This is a genomic window from Pelagibius sp. (genome assembly GCF_028289705.1).
GTDB lineage: Bacteria > Pseudomonadota > Alphaproteobacteria > Kiloniellales > Kiloniellaceae > Pelagibius.
The window spans coordinates 62,403-77,723 of record NZ_JANQOI010000056.1 but is presented as its reverse complement, the minus strand read 5'-3'; the positions used below and the strand labels follow the sequence as shown (position 1 = coordinate 77,723).

Below are 15,321 nucleotides of genomic sequence, written 5' to 3'. Positions count from 1 at the left end.
CGAGCAGCACCTCAGCCGCAAGGACGGACCGGCCGGGTTCGGGCCGGCCCCCGCGGCTCCAGGGTGAGCGACCGAAAACCGGCGAGAGGGCCATGACTGCAATCATCGATATCCATGCGCGGGAGATCTTGGACTCGCGCGGCAATCCGACCGTCGAGGTCGATGTAACGCTCGAAAGCGGGGCCTTCGGCCGCGCCGCCGTGCCCTCCGGCGCCTCCACCGGGGCCCATGAAGCCGTCGAGCTGCGCGACGGCGAGGGCGGACGCTACGGCGGCAAGGGCGTGCTGGCGGCGATCGAGGCGGTCAACCATGAGCTCTTCGACGTGCTCTCCGGGCTGGATGCCGACGACCAGGTGCACATCGACCAGATGATGATCGATCTGGACGACACCGAGAACAAGGGCCGCCTGGGCGCCAACGCTATCCTCGGCGTTTCCCTGGCCGTCGCCAAGGCGGCGGCGGAAGAGGCCGGCCTGCCGCTCTACCGCTACGTCGGCGGCAGCTACGCGCGCACCCTGCCGGTCCCCATGATGAACATCATCAACGGCGGCGCTCACGCCGACAATCCCATCGACATCCAGGAATTCATGATCATGCCGGTGGGCGCCGAGAGCCTGGCCGAAGCGGTGCGTATGGGCTCCGAGATCTTCCACGCCCTGCGCAAGGGGCTGAAGGATGCCGGCCACAACACCAACGTCGGCGACGAGGGCGGCTTCGCCCCGAATCTGGCCTCCACCGACGAGGCACTCGGCTTCGTCGCGCGGGCCACCGAGGCGGCGGGCTACCAGTTGGGCGACGACGTGATGCTGGCGCTGGACTGCGCCTCCACCGAGTACTTCAAGGCCGGCAAGTACGAACTGGAAGGCGAGGGCAAGAGCCTGGAGCCCGGCGCCATGGTCGACTATCTGAAGGCGCTCTGCGACCGCTATCCGATCCTCTCCATCGAAGACGGCATGAGCGAGGACGACTGGGAGGGCTGGAAGCTGCTGAGCGATGCCCTTGGCGAGCGGGTTCAATTGGTGGGCGACGACCTCTTCGTCACCAATCCGCGGCGCCTGCGCGACGGCATCGCCCGGGGTGTGGCTAATTCCATCCTGGTGAAGGTCAACCAGATCGGCACGCTCTCGGAAACCCTCGAAGCGGTCGAGACCGCCCACAAGGCGGGCTACACGGCGGTGATGTCGCACCGCTCCGGCGAGACCGAGGACGCCACCATCGCCGACCTGGCGGTGGCCACCAACTGCGGCCAGATCAAGACCGGATCGCTCTCCCGCTCCGACCGCCTGGCCAAGTACAACCAGCTCATCCGCATCGAGGAGGAACTGGGCACCGCCGCCGTCTATGCCGGCCGCTCGGTGCTGCGCGGCTAGCCGGGCGAGGGGAGGACGACGATGGCCTTTCTGCCCTCTCTGGAGCGCAATCCGGTTCTGCTGAACGTCTTCAAGGCCTTTCCGGCCACCGTCGAGCCCCTGCTGGACTACCACGAGGCGCTGATGCGCGGCGCCTCGCCCCTCTCTCCGGCGGAGCGGGAGCTAATCGCGGCCGTCGTTTCGACCCTTAACGGCTGCCGCTACTGCGCGGGGGTCCACACCGCGACGGCGGAATACCTGGGTGTGGCGCCGGGCAGCGTCGCGCGGCTCGCGGAGCAAGGCGAGGCGGCCGGGACTGAGCCGAAGCTGCAGCCGCTGATCTCTTACGTCCGCAAGCTGACCCAGGCGCCCACCAGCCTCAGCCGCGCCGACGCCGATGCGGTGTTCGCCACCGGCTGGGAGGAACAGGCCCTCCACGATGCCGTCGCCGTCTGCTGCCTGTTCAACTTCATGAACCGCTACGTCGAGGGACTGGGCATCGAAGCGGATACCGATTACTTCACCCTCGCCGGCGAACGCCTGGGCCGCGGCGGTTATGCGGGCCTGAAGGATCTGCTGGGCCTCGCCCGGGGTGGGTGAGGTCAGGGGCGGATGAGTCCAAAAGGAGTCCAAAGCGCGAACGCCGGGCGCGGTTTGACCCCTCGCTGAATCTATTTGGAATCCTTGACTCTTTTTCCCTTGACCGGGCGAATCGCCTTGTGATTCGGTGCCCGCATGCGGCTTTTCAGAGAGATCAGGAACCGCGCGCGTCAGGCGGCACCCCAGGTGCTTGCCGCCTGCATGGTCGCCTACTTCGCCTACCACGCCATGAACGGGGACCGTGGCTTCTATGCCTGGCTGGTCCTCAAGCAGGAGCGGGCCCAGGCGCTGGCGACGGCGGAGCGGCTGGGCGAACAGCGCGACCGGCTGGAAACCAGGGTCGCCCACCTGCGCGGCGATGCTCTGGACCCCGACCTCCTGGAGGAGCGCGCGCAGGCGATCCTGAACTACGGGGCAGAGACCGATCACATGATCCTTCTGCCCCCGGAACTGCGGCGCCCGCGGGAACCGTGATAGCGACTAAGAAACCTCGGCGTTCGTCGATTTAACTTATTTGTTATTAATTCACAAATTTGCAATACGATTCAAAGCATTAACCAAGATTGCATCGCATTCTCGGCTGCGGTAAGCTGCGCGCCTTCGGGCTGAACTCAGTCGCCTCGAACCCTTCGCGCAGAGCAGGGAGTCCCCTATGGCAAGCACCAAATCGACGGCCGCGCGGGCGGGCGGGAAACGCAAGGCCGCCGCGGCGCCGATCAAGGCCTCCGTCGAGGAACTCCAGCAATACTATCGCGACATGCTGCTGATCCGCCGCTTCGAAGAGAAGGCGGGCCAGATGTACGGCATGGGCCTGATCGGCGGCTTCTGCCATCTCTACATCGGCCAGGAGGCCGTGGTGGTGGGGGTGCAGGCGGCCATGGGCCCGCTGGACACGGTGCTGACCTCCTACCGCGACCACGCCCACATGCTGGCCTGCGGCATGGACCCCGGGGGCGTGATGGCGGAGCTGACCGGCCGCAGCGGCGGCTACTCCAAGGGCAAGGGCGGCTCCATGCACATGTTCAGCCATGAAGAGCGCTTCTACGGCGGCCACGGCATCGTCGGCGCCCAGGTGCCCATCGGCACCGGCCTGGCCTTCGCCCACCGCTATCTGGAGGAGGACGCGGTCTCCCTGACCTATCTCGGCGACGGCGCCCTCAACCAGGGCCAGGTCTATGAGTCCTTCAACATGGCCGCGCTCTGGTCGCTGCCGGTGGTCTACGTGATCGAGAACAACAAGTACGGCATGGGCACCTCCATCGAGCGCTCCTCGGCCAAGAGCACCGAGCTCTACAACCGCGGCCAGGCCTATGGCATTCCCGGCATGCAGGTGGACGGCATGGACGTGCTGGCGGTGCGCGAGGCGGCGGAGAAGGCGCTGGCCCACGCGCGCGCCGGCAAGGGCCCTTACATCATGGAAATGCTGACCTACCGCTACCGCGGCCACTCCATGTCGGACCCGGCCAAGTACCGCTCCAAGGAAGAGGTGCAGAAAGTCCGCCAGGAGCGCGATCCCATCGAGCGGCTGCGCGGCATCATGACCGAACGCGGGGTCATGGACGAAGATCACCTGAAGGCGCTGGACAAGGAGGTGAAGGCCATCGTCTCCGAGGCGGCGGACTTCGCCCAGACCAGTCCGGAGCCGGATCCGTCCGAGCTTCTCACCGACGTCTACGTCGACGCTTGACAGCCGGTGGGGGTGCCGCGGCGGCAGAACGGCCGCCGGCGGGCCCCGCCGTGCCCAACTCCCGGAGGGGATATGCCAATCGAAGTGTTGATGCCGGCGCTGTCGCCAACCATGACCGAAGGCAAGCTGGCCAAATGGCTGAAGCAGGAGGGGGATGACGTCTCCTCCGGCGACGTGCTGGCCGAGATCGAAACCGACAAGGCGACCATGGAGGTCGAGGCGGTCGACGAAGGTATTCTCGGCAAGATCATGGTGGCCGAGGGCACCGAGGAGGTGCCGGTCAACCAGGTGATCGCCGTCCTGCTGGAAGACGGCGAGGACGCTTCCGCCATCAGCACCGCGCCGGCCGCACCGCCTGCGGCTCCGCAGCCGGCCCCGGCGGCAGAAGCTCCGGCTTCGGCCCCCGCGGCGCCGGCCGCCGCACCGATGGCGGCTCCGGTGGCGGCCGAGCCGGAGTGGACCGGCGCCACGGTCACCCAGACCGTGCGCGAGGCGCTGCGCGATGCCATGGCCGAGGAGATGCGTGCCGAGCCCCGGGTCTTCCTGATGGGCGAGGAGGTCGCCGAATACCAGGGCGCCTACAAGGTCAGCCAGGGCCTGTTGGACGAGTTCGGCGCCAAGCGGGTGGTCGATACGCCGATCACCGAGCACGGCTTCGCCGGTCTCGGCGTCGGCGCGGCGATGTACGGCCTCCGCCCCATCGTCGAGTTCATGACCTTCAACTTCGCCATGCAGGCGGTCGATCAGATCATCAACTCCGCCGCCAAGACCCACTACATGTCCGGTGGACAGATCACCTCGCCCATCGTCTTCCGCGGGCCCAACGGGGCGGCGGCGCGGGTCGCGGCCCAGCACTCCCAGTGTTACGCCTCCTGGTATGCCCATATCCCGGGCCTGAAGGTGGTCTCGCCCTACTCGGCGGCCGATGCCAAGGGACTGCTGAAATCGGCGATCCGCGACGACAACCCGGTGATCTTCCTGGAGAACGAGATCCTCTACGGCCAGAGCTTCGAGGTGCCGGACAGCCCCGACTGGACCGTGCCCATCGGCAAGGCGAAGGTCGTGCGCCCCGGCAAGGACGTCACCATCACCGCCTTTTCCATCATGGTGGGCAAGGCCCTGGAAGCCGCCGAGGGCCTGGCGGCGGAGGGCATCGACGCCGAGGTCATCGACCTGCGCAGCCTCCGGCCCCTGGACACCGAGACCATCGTCGCCTCGGTGCAGAAGACCAACCGGCTGGTGAACTGTGAGGAAGGCTGGGGCTATTCCGGCATCGGCTCGGAGGTCGCCGCGGTGATCATGGAACAGGCTTTCGACTGGCTCGACGCGCCGGTGAAGCGCATCTGCGGCGTCGACGTGCCGATGCCCTATGCCGCCAACCTGGAAGCCCTGGCGTTGCCGCAGGCAAGCGATATCGCCGCCGGTGCCAAAGACGTCTGCTACCGCAGTTAGGCCGGCGGAAGAGGGGACCTGAGATCATGCCGATCAACATTCTGATGCCGGCGCTCTCGCCGACCATGACCGAAGGCACGCTGGCCAAGTGGCTGGTGAAGGAGGGCGACGAGATCGCCTCCGGCGACGTGATTGCCGAGATCGAGACCGACAAGGCGACCATGGAGGTCGAGGCCGTCGACGAGGGCACCCTCGGTAAGATCTTCGTGCCCGAAGGCACCGAGGCGGTGCCGGTGAACCAGGTCATCGCCGTGGTCCTGGAAGACGGCGAGGACGCCTCGGCCATCAGCGAAGCCCCGGCTGCGCCGACCGCGGCCCCCGCACCCGCGGAAGCGCCCGGATCTGAAGAGACGGGACGCGGTGCGAACCGCATCAGTTCCGCCAACGGCGAACTCCAGGAGGGGGCCAATCGAATCAGCAGTTCGATGGCGGCGCCCGCCGGGGCCCGTGTCTTTGCCAGCCCGCTGGCGCGCCGCATCGCCAAGGACAAGGGAATAGACCTCGGCAGCCTCAAGGGCAGCGGCCCCCATGGCCGCATCGTCAAGGCCGACGTCGAGGCGGCGCCCGCCGGCGCCCCTGCTGTTGCAGCACCGGCAGCGGCCCCAGTTGCCGCAGCCGCGCCTGCCGCGGCCCCGGCGCCCAGCGGTCCGGGCGCCAAGCAGATGGCCGACCTGCTGGGCATGGCTTACACGCAGGAGCCGCTCAGCGGCATGCGCAAGACCATCGCCAAGCGCCTCACCGAGTCCAAGCAGCAGGTCCCGCACTTCTATCTAACCGTCGACTGCGAAGTCGCCGAGCTGCTGAAGGTGCGTAAGGAGCTGAACGGCCGCTCCGACGCCTACAAGATCTCGGTGAACGATTTCGTCATCCGCGCCGTGGCCCTGGCGCTTCAGAAGGTGCCGGCGGCCAATGCCTCCTACGACGACTCCGGCCTGCTCTACTACGCGCATGCCGACGTCTCGGTGGCGGTGGCCACGCCCGCGGGCCTCATCACGCCAATCATCAAGGCGGCGGAGACCAAGGGGCTGGCGGCGATCTCCAACGAGATGAAGGATCTCGCCCTGCGCGCCCGCGACGGCAAACTGAAGCCGGAGGAGTATCAGGGCGGCACCTTCTCGGTCTCCAACCTCGGCATGTTCGGCATCAAGGAGTTCTCCGCCGTCATCAACCCGCCCCAGGGCTGCATCCTGGCGGTCGGCGCCGGCGAGCAGCGCCCGGTGGTGAAAGAGGGCGCGCTCTCCATCGCCACGGTGATGAGCTGCACCCTCTCGGTGGATCACCGCGTCGTCGACGGCGCCGTCGGCGCCGAGTTCCTCTCGGTGTTCAAGAAGCTGATCGAAGATCCGCTGACCATGCTGCTGTAGCGGCCGGATCGCCCAACCAGGAAAGGCAGCCCAGCCATGCGGACGCTTCCTCTGTGGAGGACTCTCGGTTTCGTCCTGACGCTGCTCTGCGCGGTGCCGGCCATGGGGCAGGCTGAGCCTGCGGCGGTGCGCGAGAGCTTCGATGCCTACAAGCAGGCGCTCATGGCTGGGGACGGGCCCACAGCTTCCCGCCTGACCGCCTCCGACACCCACGCGTTTCTTGGCGAGACACTCGACCGGGCGCTCACCCTGCGGGAAGAGGAGCTACGCGTGCTGCCGCTGTTCGACCAGATCGCGGTCCTGATGCTCCGGCACAATATGCCCGCGGACCAGCTCCGCGCCATGGCCAAGGACGACCTCGTCGCCTTTGCCGTCAGCCAACAGGCCTTCGACCTGGACGAGGTGGATAAACTCTCGGCGGAGCCTTTCGTCGTCAACGGCGACCGTGCCCGGGCGGAGCTTTCCAAGCTGAAGGGCTCGCCGATCCCGGTGTCCGTGCACTTCAGGGAAGAGGGGGGCACCTGGCGTTTCGACCTGATGCAGTCCATCGCACCCTTCCGCGCCTTCTTCGAGGCCCAGGCCGGCCTGCTGTCGAAGGTTCAGACCAGCGACGGCAAGAACGCTGTCGTGCCCCTGATCATCCATCTCTTCACCGGGCGCGCGCCCGGCCCCGACATCTGGAATCCGCCGGGATGATCCCCGGGAAGTTATGATCTATCGAACTGGAATTGGACTGCGCACGAACGTCTCACTTCCCTCGAATGTCATCCTCGCACCTGTTGCGAGGATCCATGGGAGAGGCTTGGCGCGGGGCAGTGCCATGGACCCTCGGGTCAAGCCCGAGGGTGACAGTGGGAGAGTGGTCCCGCGGGTGCGGTTACGGCAAGCGGCGTGTGAGTTGGTGACGCCTGCCGGCAAAGAGGAGACCTTCTGTGGCTGATACGAAGTTCGATCTGATTGTCGTCGGCGGCGGGCCCGGCGGCTATGTGGCGGCGATCCGCGCCGCGCAGTTGAAGATGAAGGTCGCCGTCGTGGAACGCGAGCACCTGGGCGGCATCTGCCTGAACTGGGGCTGCATCCCGACCAAGGCACTGCTGCGCTCGGCGGAGATCTACCACTACATGCAGCACGCCGATGCCTACGGGCTTTCGGCCAGCGGCGTCGGCTTCGACCTCGCCAAGGTGGTGCAGCGTTCCCGCGCCGTCTCCAAGCAGCTCAACGGCGGCGTCGCCCATCTGTTGAAGAACAACAAGGTGACGGTCTTCGACGGGGAGGCGAAGCTGAACGGTCCTGGGAAGCTCACCGTCTCCAAGGACGGCAAAAAGGTGACCGACCTAACCGCCCCGCACGTCATCCTCGCCACCGGCGCGCGGCCCCGCGCCCTGCCGGGCATCGAACCGGACAAGAAGCTGATCTGGACCTACTTCGAGGCCATGGTGCCGGAGACCATGCCCAAGAGCCTGCTGGTCATCGGCTCCGGGGCCATCGGGATCGAGTTCGCCTCCTTCTTCCGCTCCATGGGCGCCGAGGTGACCGTGGTCGAGGTCATGCCGCAGGTGATGCCGGTGGAGGACGAGGAGATTTCCAAGCACGCCCGCAAGCAGTTCGAAAAGCAGGGCATCAAGATCATGACCGAGGCCAAGGTGACCGCGGCGAAGAAGAACGCCAACAGCGTCACCGCGACCATCGAGGACAAGGCCGGCAAGACCTCCGAGATCACCGTCGACCGGGTGATCTCCGCCGTCGGCGTGCAGGGCAACATCGAAGACATCGGCCTGGAGACGACGAAGGTGAAGACCGACCGCGGCTGCATCGTCGCCGACGACTACGGCCGCACGGCGGAGCCGGGCATCTACGCCATCGGCGATGTGGCCGGCCCGCCCATGCTGGCCCACAAGGCCGAGCACGAGGGCGTGATCTGCGTCGAGAAGATCGCCGGCCTCAACGACGTCCACCCCATGAAAAAGGAGCAGATCCCCGGCTGCACCTACTGCAGCCCGCAGGTCGCCAGCGTCGGCCTCACCGAGAGGCGGGCCAAGGAGGCGGGCCACGAGGTCCGCGTCGGGCGCTTCCCCTTCATCGGCAACGGCAAAGCCATCGCCCTCGGCGAGCCCGAAGGTATGGTTAAGACCGTCTTCGACGCCAAGACCGGCCAGCTGTTGGGCGCCCATATGGTGGGGGCCGAGGTGACCGAGCTGATCCAGGGCTACGTCGTGGCCATGGGGCTGGAGACCACGGAGGCGGAGCTGATGCACACCGTCTTCCCGCATCCCACCCTCTCCGAGATGATGCACGAGTCGGTGCTTGACGCCTATGACCGCGTCATCCACATGTAATAGAGTTCCCAGAGACGCAGGACCATGAGCAGCGACGCAACCACAGAGACCCCACGGGTCCGCCATCCGGAGAAGGCCCACAAGCCGGACCAGGAGGTGAAGCGCAAGCCGGCCTGGATCCGGGTGAAGGCGCCGGTCTCCAAGGAGTACCAGGCGACCCGCCAGATCGTGCGCGATCACAACCTGCACACGGTCTGCGAGGAGGCGGCCTGCCCCAACATCGGGGAGTGCTGGGCCCAGCGCCACGCCACCATGATGATCATGGGGGAGATCTGCACCCGCGCCTGCACCTTCTGCAATGTCTCCACCGGCAAGCCCGGCGCCCTCGATCCCTTCGAGCCCACCAACGTCGCCCAGGCGGTGGCCAAGCTGGGCCTGAAGCACGTGGTTATCACCTCGGTGGACCGCGACGACCTGGACGACGGCGGCGCCGAGCACTTCGCCCAGGTGATCGGTGCGACCCGCGACGCCTCGCCGGAGACCACCATCGAGATCCTGACGCCAGACTTCCTGCGCAAGGAGGGCGCGATCGAGGTGGTGGTGAAGGCCAGGCCCGACGTCTTCAACCACAACCTGGAGACCGTGCCGCGGCTCTACACCGAGGTCCGCCCCGGCGCCCGCTACTTCCACTCCCTTCGGCTGCTCGACGAGGTCAAGCGCCAGGACCCGACGATCTTCACCAAGTCCGGCATCATGGTGGGCCTCGGCGAGACCAAGGAAGAGGTGCTGCAGGTGATGGACGACCTGCGCTCGGCCGATGTCGACTTCCTCACCATCGGCCAGTACCTGCAGCCCACCCCCAAGCACCATGTGGTCGACCGCTTCGTGACGCCGGAGGAATTCAAGCAGTATGAGACCATGGCCTACGGCAAGGGCTTCCTCATGGTCTCGGCGACGCCCCTGACCCGCTCCTCCTATCACGCCGGCGAAGACTTCGCGCGGCTGCGCGCCGCCCGCGAGGCGAAGCTGGCCGCCGCGGGTTAGCCCCCGGTCAGTGGTCCGGCAGATCCGCCCCGGTTAATCTTCCGCCTATGCCAATCCATAAGGAAAAGCGCGTGCTGCCCTATACCCCGGGGCAGCTCTACGATCTCGTCATCGACATCGAGCGCTATCCCGAGTTTCTGCCCTGGTGCCTGGGCGCGCGCATCAAGACCCGGCGCGAGGACCTGATCGTCGCCGACCTGATCATCGGCTTCAAAATGTTCCGCGAGCGCTTCTCCAGCCGCGTGGTGCCCGACCGCAGCGGCCGGCGCATCGACGTGACCTACGCGGAAGGACCCTTCAAGTACCTGGAGAACCACTGGGTCTTCGAGGAGCACCCGGAGGGCTGCCTGATCGACTTCTACGTCGACTTCGAGTTCCGCTCCAAGCTGCTGCAGAAGGTCATCGAGGCGCTGTTCCACGAAGCCGTGCGCCGCATGGTCGCCGCTTTCGAGACCCGCGCCCGCGCCCTCCACGGCGAAAATGGCCTCCAGGCCGAAGCCTCCTCCCTCGCCAAAAGCAGCGGCGGCCGGCCCTGAGGCAGGCGGCTCCGTACGGCAAAGCGGACCGCCTTCTTTCTATCGACGCGTGCATCGCATCCGGCTATCGTGACCGCCAGGAGCGCCTGGCACGATAGCCGGCTGAGTTGATTCCAAAGGTCTGCGGAGCAGGACGATCAGCAGCAAGGACCCGGATCTCGTCACCGTCGGTTGGGCCTACGGCATGGCCGATGCGGTTCTGGCGGTGGCGTTTCTCCGGTCGCACGGCATCTGGGCCCTTGCCCATTTCTGGCATACGGTCAGGGTGCACTGGCACTGGACCCACGCCTGTGGCGGCGTCGCGGTGCAGGTGCCGGCACCCATGGCCGACAGGGCCCTGGACCTCATGGCCGACTTCCAGGCGCCGCTGCGGCCCAAGGGGCTGTGGTGGCGTTTGCTCGTCGCTGCGGCCTCTCTCCTCGCCCTGATCTGGGCCGGCGTTCCGCCACCGGCCTCCGGCTTCTACGGCGCGGACAGGCGGACGGTCGCCCTCCGCCTTTCGACCCCGCTGCGCGAACCTTCTTGAGCCCTCCCAACCAACTAAGACTGTCATACTCGGGCTTGTCCCGAGTATCCATGGTGGGCCCAACCTGGTCTCGGGGAGAAGTGGACCCTCGGGACAAGCCCGAGGGTGACAGGGAAGGAGGCGTGAGGCAGCACCCTAACTGGTTTCCGCCGGGTAACAGCCCTTGGCCTTTGCCGTGGGATCGGGTATCTCTCTGCCCATGAGCACCTTCGCTGGCATCACTGTGACCACCACCATGACGACCCGCTGCGGCGGGCCGCGCGGGGTTCTGTTGCGCTGATCTCAGCACTATAGAAGACCCGAGGGGCCCCGCCGAACCGGACGGGGCTTTTGTTTTTTATTGTTTCGGTCTCCGTCCCTCCCGGCAGGGCCTTTCGCCAACGCGAAAGGAGCAGACCATGGAAGACCAGGACCACCGGGTGATCGCCCGGCGCATGGACCTCTTCCACCAGCAGGAAGAGGGCCAGGGGATGATCTTCTGGCATCCCCGCGGCTTTGCCGTCTATCAGCTCATCGAGGGGGAGATCCGCCGGCGCATGCGCGCGGCCGGCTTCGCCGAGGTGCGCACACCGCAACTGCTGGATCGATCCCTCTGGGAGGCCAGCGGCCACTGGCAGAAGTTCTCCAAGGAGATGTTCGTCTTCGAGGTCGGCGCCGACAACGACGACGGCGCCCGGCAGCTCGCCCTGAAGCCCATGAGCTGCCCCGGCCACGTGCAGATCTTCAAGAGCCGGCTGCGCTCCTTTCGGGACCTGCCGCTGCGCTTGGCCGAGTTCGGCGCCTGTATGCGCAACGAGCCCTCCGGCGCTCTGCTGGGTCTGATGCGCACCCGCGCCTTCGTGCAGGACGACGCCCACATCTTCTGTCTGGAGGAACAGGTGGAGGAGGAGGTGGCGAACTTCTGCCGCCTGCTGCAGGCGGTCTACGCCCGCTTCGGCTTCGATGACGTCGCCGTCGGCCTCTCCACCCGGCCCGCGGAACGCGCCGGGGAGGATGCGGTCTGGGACCGCGCCGAGGACATGCTGGCGGTCGCCGCCACGGCGGCCGGCCTGAAGTTCGTGCTGCAGCCGGGCGAGGGCGCCTTCTACGGCCCCAAGCTGGAGTTCGTGCTGCGCGACCGCAAGGGCCGCTCCTGGCAATGCGGCACCATCCAGGTGGACCTGGTGCTGCCGGAGCGTCTCGACGCCGTCTTCGCGGCTTCAGACGGCAGCCGCCGGCGCCCGGTGATGCTGCACCAGGCCGTGCTCGGCAGCATCGAGCGTTTCATGGGCGTGCTCCTGGAGCACCACGCCGGCAAGCTCCCTTTCTGGCTCGCCCCGGACCAGGTGGCGGTCGCCTCCATCGGCCCCGAGCAGGCGAACGACGCCGAAGCGCTCGTCGCCGAGCTCAAGGCCGCCGGCCTCCGCGCCGTCGCCGACGTTCGCCAGGAACGCCTGGCCAAAAAAGTCCACGACGCCCGCCAGCTCGGCATCCCGGCGTTCCTCGCGGTGGGGGCGCAGGAGGTCGCCAACGGCACAGCCGCGCTGCGAAGAGAAGAAGGCGGGCCGCTGAAGATTCCGAGGGAGGAGTTGGTGGTCCACTTTGAGAAGGAGGCGGCCCCGTAACGGCTTGAGCTGCCGTTTGAGCCCAATGAGGACCACACCGCTCTGCCATTCGCGCCATCATGTTATGCTCGCGTTGCGGGAACAGTAGCAAGGGGCATCGTCACATGAACCGCGAGGAGAGCATCGCTCTCTTCAACCAAGGCCGCGAAGTTTGGAATGCTTGGGCTCACCGGAAGTTTGCCCAGCGCAAGGCATTGATGGACCGTGGCCAATGGTTTGCGGACGACGCCGGCGGGTCAACCGTGGCTTCGCAAACCTGGTGGGACGAATCCACTGCAGACTTTTCAGATCAGGTCTTCGAGGAAGATGCCGACTTTGCCAGCTTCGTCTTTCCGGGCTCCACTTCCTTTCATGGAGCAACTTTTGGAGGTACCGCTGAGTTTGGGCAGGTGCGCTTTGAGGACGAGGTGGATTTCCAAGGAGTGACCTTCGAGGACCAGGCGAGGTTTGGGCTGGCAGTTTTCAAGGGCTATGCGGGATTTGGCCAAGCAACTTTCAAGCGCGGAGCGTGGTTTCAGAAAGCGAAATTCGGCGGCGCAGCATTGTTCGAGCACGCACTGTTCGTGTCGCGTGCGGGGTTTCATGAAGCGGTTTTCGAGAGGAACTCAGCGTTCGCGGCGGTGAATTTCGAGGGGGATGCAGAGTTTGTGCAAGCAACCTTTAGCGAGTTGGCTGCGTTTCAAGAAGCGACTTTCGAGGGGCAGGCGAAGTTTAGCCAAGCAGCATTCACGCGTGGTGTGCGGTTTCGACGCGTGAACTTCAATGGGCCGGCGTGGTTCCGCCAATGTGGCTTCTTTGGCGCCACGGACTACTCCCAGTCTCGATTTCTGCGAAGCGCGGACTTTAACGCCATTGAGACAACGACTGCATTTTCCCTTGCTGGCGCAACGTTCCAAGTGGTGCCGGATTTCGTCCAAGCGCATTTTTCGGAGGCTCTGCGTTGTGACGACATCAGTATCGCAACCAAGTCTTTCCGGCCTCGAACCTGGGCCGAGGCCAAAGACGGCTTCAAGGGCAATCCTGATCTTCCGGCGCGATGGCGAGCACTGAAGCGACTTGCGATCCAAGGACACGACCACGAGCACGAACAGATCTTCTTCAAGGGCGAGCTTCTGGCACGCCGCTGGCACGCGGACAAGCCCTGGAGTGCGGCGTTCTGGTTTGGCGTTCTCTATCAGTGGCTCTCCGATTTCGGTCGTTCGCTTCTTCGGCCGCTGGTTTGGTGGGGCGTTTCACTGGTGCTCTTTGCGGGCGTCTATTTGAGCCAGCATGACTTTCTGAAGACCCACGATGCCTCAACCACAGTTGTATCGATGGCTGCAGTCTTTCCTTCCGTTGAGCCGCCGCAAGATCTCTTGTGCCGTAGCTCCAAAGACAATGCAGTCACAGCGGCCTTCGATCTCTCGATCCGCAATGCGCTTCTGTTCGTCGGGCAGACTTCGCGGGAGAAGCTCAGACAGAACTATGTCTGCCTTTACGGGTCAGAACGGATAGAGACGAGTTCTTCATCGGCTAGCGGCCAGGCATCAAATGCTGCCCCTCGCATCCCGAATTTCGTGGTTCTTATGGGGCACCTGCAGAATGTCATCTCCGCTGTGCTGATCTTTCTCTTTCTGCTGGGCATCCGGAACCACTTCAAGATCAAGTGAGGCCGTCCCGCTACCCCGCCTGACCCATCCCCAGCGCGGCGAAGAAGGTGACCAGGTTCAGGCTGTTGAAGAGGCTGTGGATGATGATGGGGGGCCAGACGGAGCCGCTCCACTCGCGGGCGGCGGCGAGGACGAGGCCCATGAGGGTGAAGGCCGGGACCAGCGGCGGGATCCAGTGCAGGGCGGCGAAGCAGAGGGCGCTGAGGAGGCCGGCGAAGAGAAACGGCATCCAGCGGCGCAGCAGCGGGTACAGAAGGCCGCGGAACAGCAACTCCTCGGTCACCGGTGCCAAGACGCCCACCAGCACCAGCAGGATCAGCAGGTTGCTGAGGCTGAAGCCGCCGGCGCCCAGCACCTCCAACTGCGGGTTCACGAAGGAGTCCTCGAGCAGCGGCTCGAAGAGGAGGCGGGAGAGCGCCACCAGGGGCACGCAGGCAAGGCCGCCGGCAATGGCCAGGCGATACCAGCGGCGTTCGGCCCGCCGGAAGCCCAGCGCCGCCCAGGGGATGCCGCGCCGCCACACGATCAGGATGTAGACCAGCAGGATGGTGAGGGCCGACTGCAGGAGGATGATGGGCACCAGGCCGCCCTGCGAGAGCCCCTCGGGGAGCCGCGCATCCATGATCTCGGCGAAGCGCCCTTGCGCCAAGCCGAGCCCGACGCTGAGGGCGACGAAGAGCGCCAGCAGCAGCAGAACGTCCCCGAGGCGCAGGGCCGGCAGGGGCGGGCGGCCGTCGCTCCGCGAAAACACCTAGGCGGCCGCCTCGTCCAGCAGGCGCAGGGCCTCGGCCACCGTGGCCTGGCGCACGGCCGCGCGGTCGCCGGCGAAGACGAAGCGCTCGGCCTTGGCGTGCCCGCCTCGGCGGGCGATGCCGAGATAGACCAGGCCCACGGGCTTGTCCGCCGTGGCGCCGCCGGGCCCGGCGATGCCGGTGGCGGAGACGGCGAGCGCGGCGCCGGAGCGGGCGAGGGCGCCCAGGGCCATGGCCTCGGCCACCTCCGCGCTGACCGCGCCGTGGGCGGCGATCATCGCTTCGGGCACCGCCAGCATCTCCTGCTTGGCCTCGTTGGAATAGGTGACGAAGCCGCGCTCCACCACGTCGGAGGAACCGGCGATCTCGGTGAGCGCCCCGGCGATGAGGCCGCCGGTGCAGGACTCCGCCGTGGCGATGTGCAGCCCCTTTGCGCGGCAGCGCTCCAGCAGGGCCGTAGCGGCCTCCAGAATTGGGGTGTC

The 15,321-nt window shown here is 66.3% G+C and carries 15 protein-coding genes; 13 read left to right on the top strand and 2 right to left on the bottom strand.

Annotated elements, in window-relative coordinates:
• Positions 1-92 precede the first annotated feature (92 nt).
• The 13 genes from eno (at position 93) to Q0996_RS06975 (ending at position 14,087) form a co-directional block, all read left to right on the top strand.
• Positions 93-1,370, top strand: a complete 1,278-nt coding sequence (eno, locus tag Q0996_RS07035; protein ID WP_299617090.1) for a phosphopyruvate hydratase — start codon at positions 93-95, stop codon at positions 1,368-1,370.
• Positions 1,371-1,391: 21 nt separating this feature from the next.
• Positions 1,392-1,949, top strand: a complete 558-nt coding sequence (locus tag Q0996_RS07030; RefSeq protein WP_299617089.1) for a carboxymuconolactone decarboxylase family protein — start codon at positions 1,392-1,394, stop codon at positions 1,947-1,949.
• 135 nt (positions 1,950-2,084) lie between these two features.
• Positions 2,085-2,423 (top strand): septum formation initiator family protein, encoded by a 339-nt coding sequence (locus Q0996_RS07025; protein WP_299617088.1) that lies wholly within the window; start codon positions 2,085-2,087, stop codon positions 2,421-2,423.
• 178 nt (positions 2,424-2,601) lie between these two features.
• The gene (pdhA, locus tag Q0996_RS07020) at positions 2,602-3,636 is read left to right on the top strand and encodes a pyruvate dehydrogenase (acetyl-transferring) E1 component subunit alpha (RefSeq protein WP_299617087.1); all 1,035 of its coding nucleotides are present in this window, start codon (positions 2,602-2,604) and stop codon (positions 3,634-3,636) included.
• A 72-nt stretch (positions 3,637-3,708) separates the two neighbouring features.
• Positions 3,709-5,088, top strand: a complete 1,380-nt coding sequence (locus tag Q0996_RS07015; protein ID WP_299617086.1) for a pyruvate dehydrogenase complex E1 component subunit beta — start codon at positions 3,709-3,711, stop codon at positions 5,086-5,088.
• A 26-nt stretch (positions 5,089-5,114) separates the two neighbouring features.
• Positions 5,115-6,452 carry a pyruvate dehydrogenase complex dihydrolipoamide acetyltransferase gene (locus Q0996_RS07010; RefSeq protein WP_299617085.1) on the top strand — a complete coding sequence of 446 codons (1,338 nt, stop codon included), beginning with the start codon at positions 5,115-5,117 and terminating at the stop codon, positions 6,450-6,452.
• 36 nt (positions 6,453-6,488) lie between these two features.
• A complete protein-coding gene (locus Q0996_RS07005; RefSeq protein WP_299617084.1) occupies positions 6,489-7,148 on the top strand; it encodes a hypothetical protein in 660 nt (219 codons plus the stop codon).
• A gap of 236 nt (positions 7,149-7,384) precedes the next feature.
• Complete coding sequence (gene lpdA / locus Q0996_RS07000) at positions 7,385-8,788, top strand: dihydrolipoyl dehydrogenase (protein WP_299617083.1); 1,404 nt, start codon at positions 7,385-7,387, stop codon at positions 8,786-8,788.
• 24 nt (positions 8,789-8,812) lie between these two features.
• Positions 8,813-9,772 carry a lipoyl synthase gene (lipA, locus tag Q0996_RS06995; RefSeq protein WP_299617082.1) on the top strand — a complete coding sequence of 320 codons (960 nt, stop codon included), beginning with the start codon at positions 8,813-8,815 and terminating at the stop codon, positions 9,770-9,772.
• Between the two features lie 47 nt (positions 9,773-9,819).
• On the top strand, positions 9,820-10,308 hold the full coding sequence (locus tag Q0996_RS06990) for a type II toxin-antitoxin system RatA family toxin (RefSeq protein ID WP_322096653.1): 489 nt from the start codon (positions 9,820-9,822) through the stop codon (positions 10,306-10,308).
• A gap of 184 nt (positions 10,309-10,492) precedes the next feature.
• The gene (locus Q0996_RS06985) at positions 10,493-10,834 is read left to right on the top strand and encodes a hypothetical protein (protein ID WP_299617080.1); all 342 of its coding nucleotides are present in this window, start codon (positions 10,493-10,495) and stop codon (positions 10,832-10,834) included.
• A gap of 398 nt (positions 10,835-11,232) precedes the next feature.
• Positions 11,233-12,438, top strand: coding sequence for a threonine--tRNA ligase (thrS, locus tag Q0996_RS06980; protein ID WP_299617079.1), 1,206 nt, complete (start codon positions 11,233-11,235; stop codon positions 12,436-12,438).
• A gap of 104 nt (positions 12,439-12,542) precedes the next feature.
• Positions 12,543-14,087, top strand: a complete 1,545-nt coding sequence (locus Q0996_RS06975) for a pentapeptide repeat-containing protein (RefSeq protein ID WP_299617078.1) — start codon at positions 12,543-12,545, stop codon at positions 14,085-14,087.
• A gap of 10 nt (positions 14,088-14,097) precedes the next feature.
• On the opposite strand, the gene Q0996_RS06970 is transcribed toward Q0996_RS06975, so the two are convergent.
• Positions 14,098-14,838: a CPBP family intramembrane glutamic endopeptidase gene (locus tag Q0996_RS06970; protein WP_299617077.1), complete on the bottom strand. Its 741-nt coding sequence runs from the start codon at positions 14,836-14,838 to the stop codon at positions 14,098-14,100.
• Positions 14,839-15,312: a nicotinamide-nucleotide amidohydrolase family protein gene (locus tag Q0996_RS06965; protein WP_322096655.1), complete on the bottom strand. Its 474-nt coding sequence runs from the start codon at positions 15,310-15,312 to the stop codon at positions 14,839-14,841.
• Between the last annotated feature and the right edge of the window lie 9 nt (positions 15,313-15,321).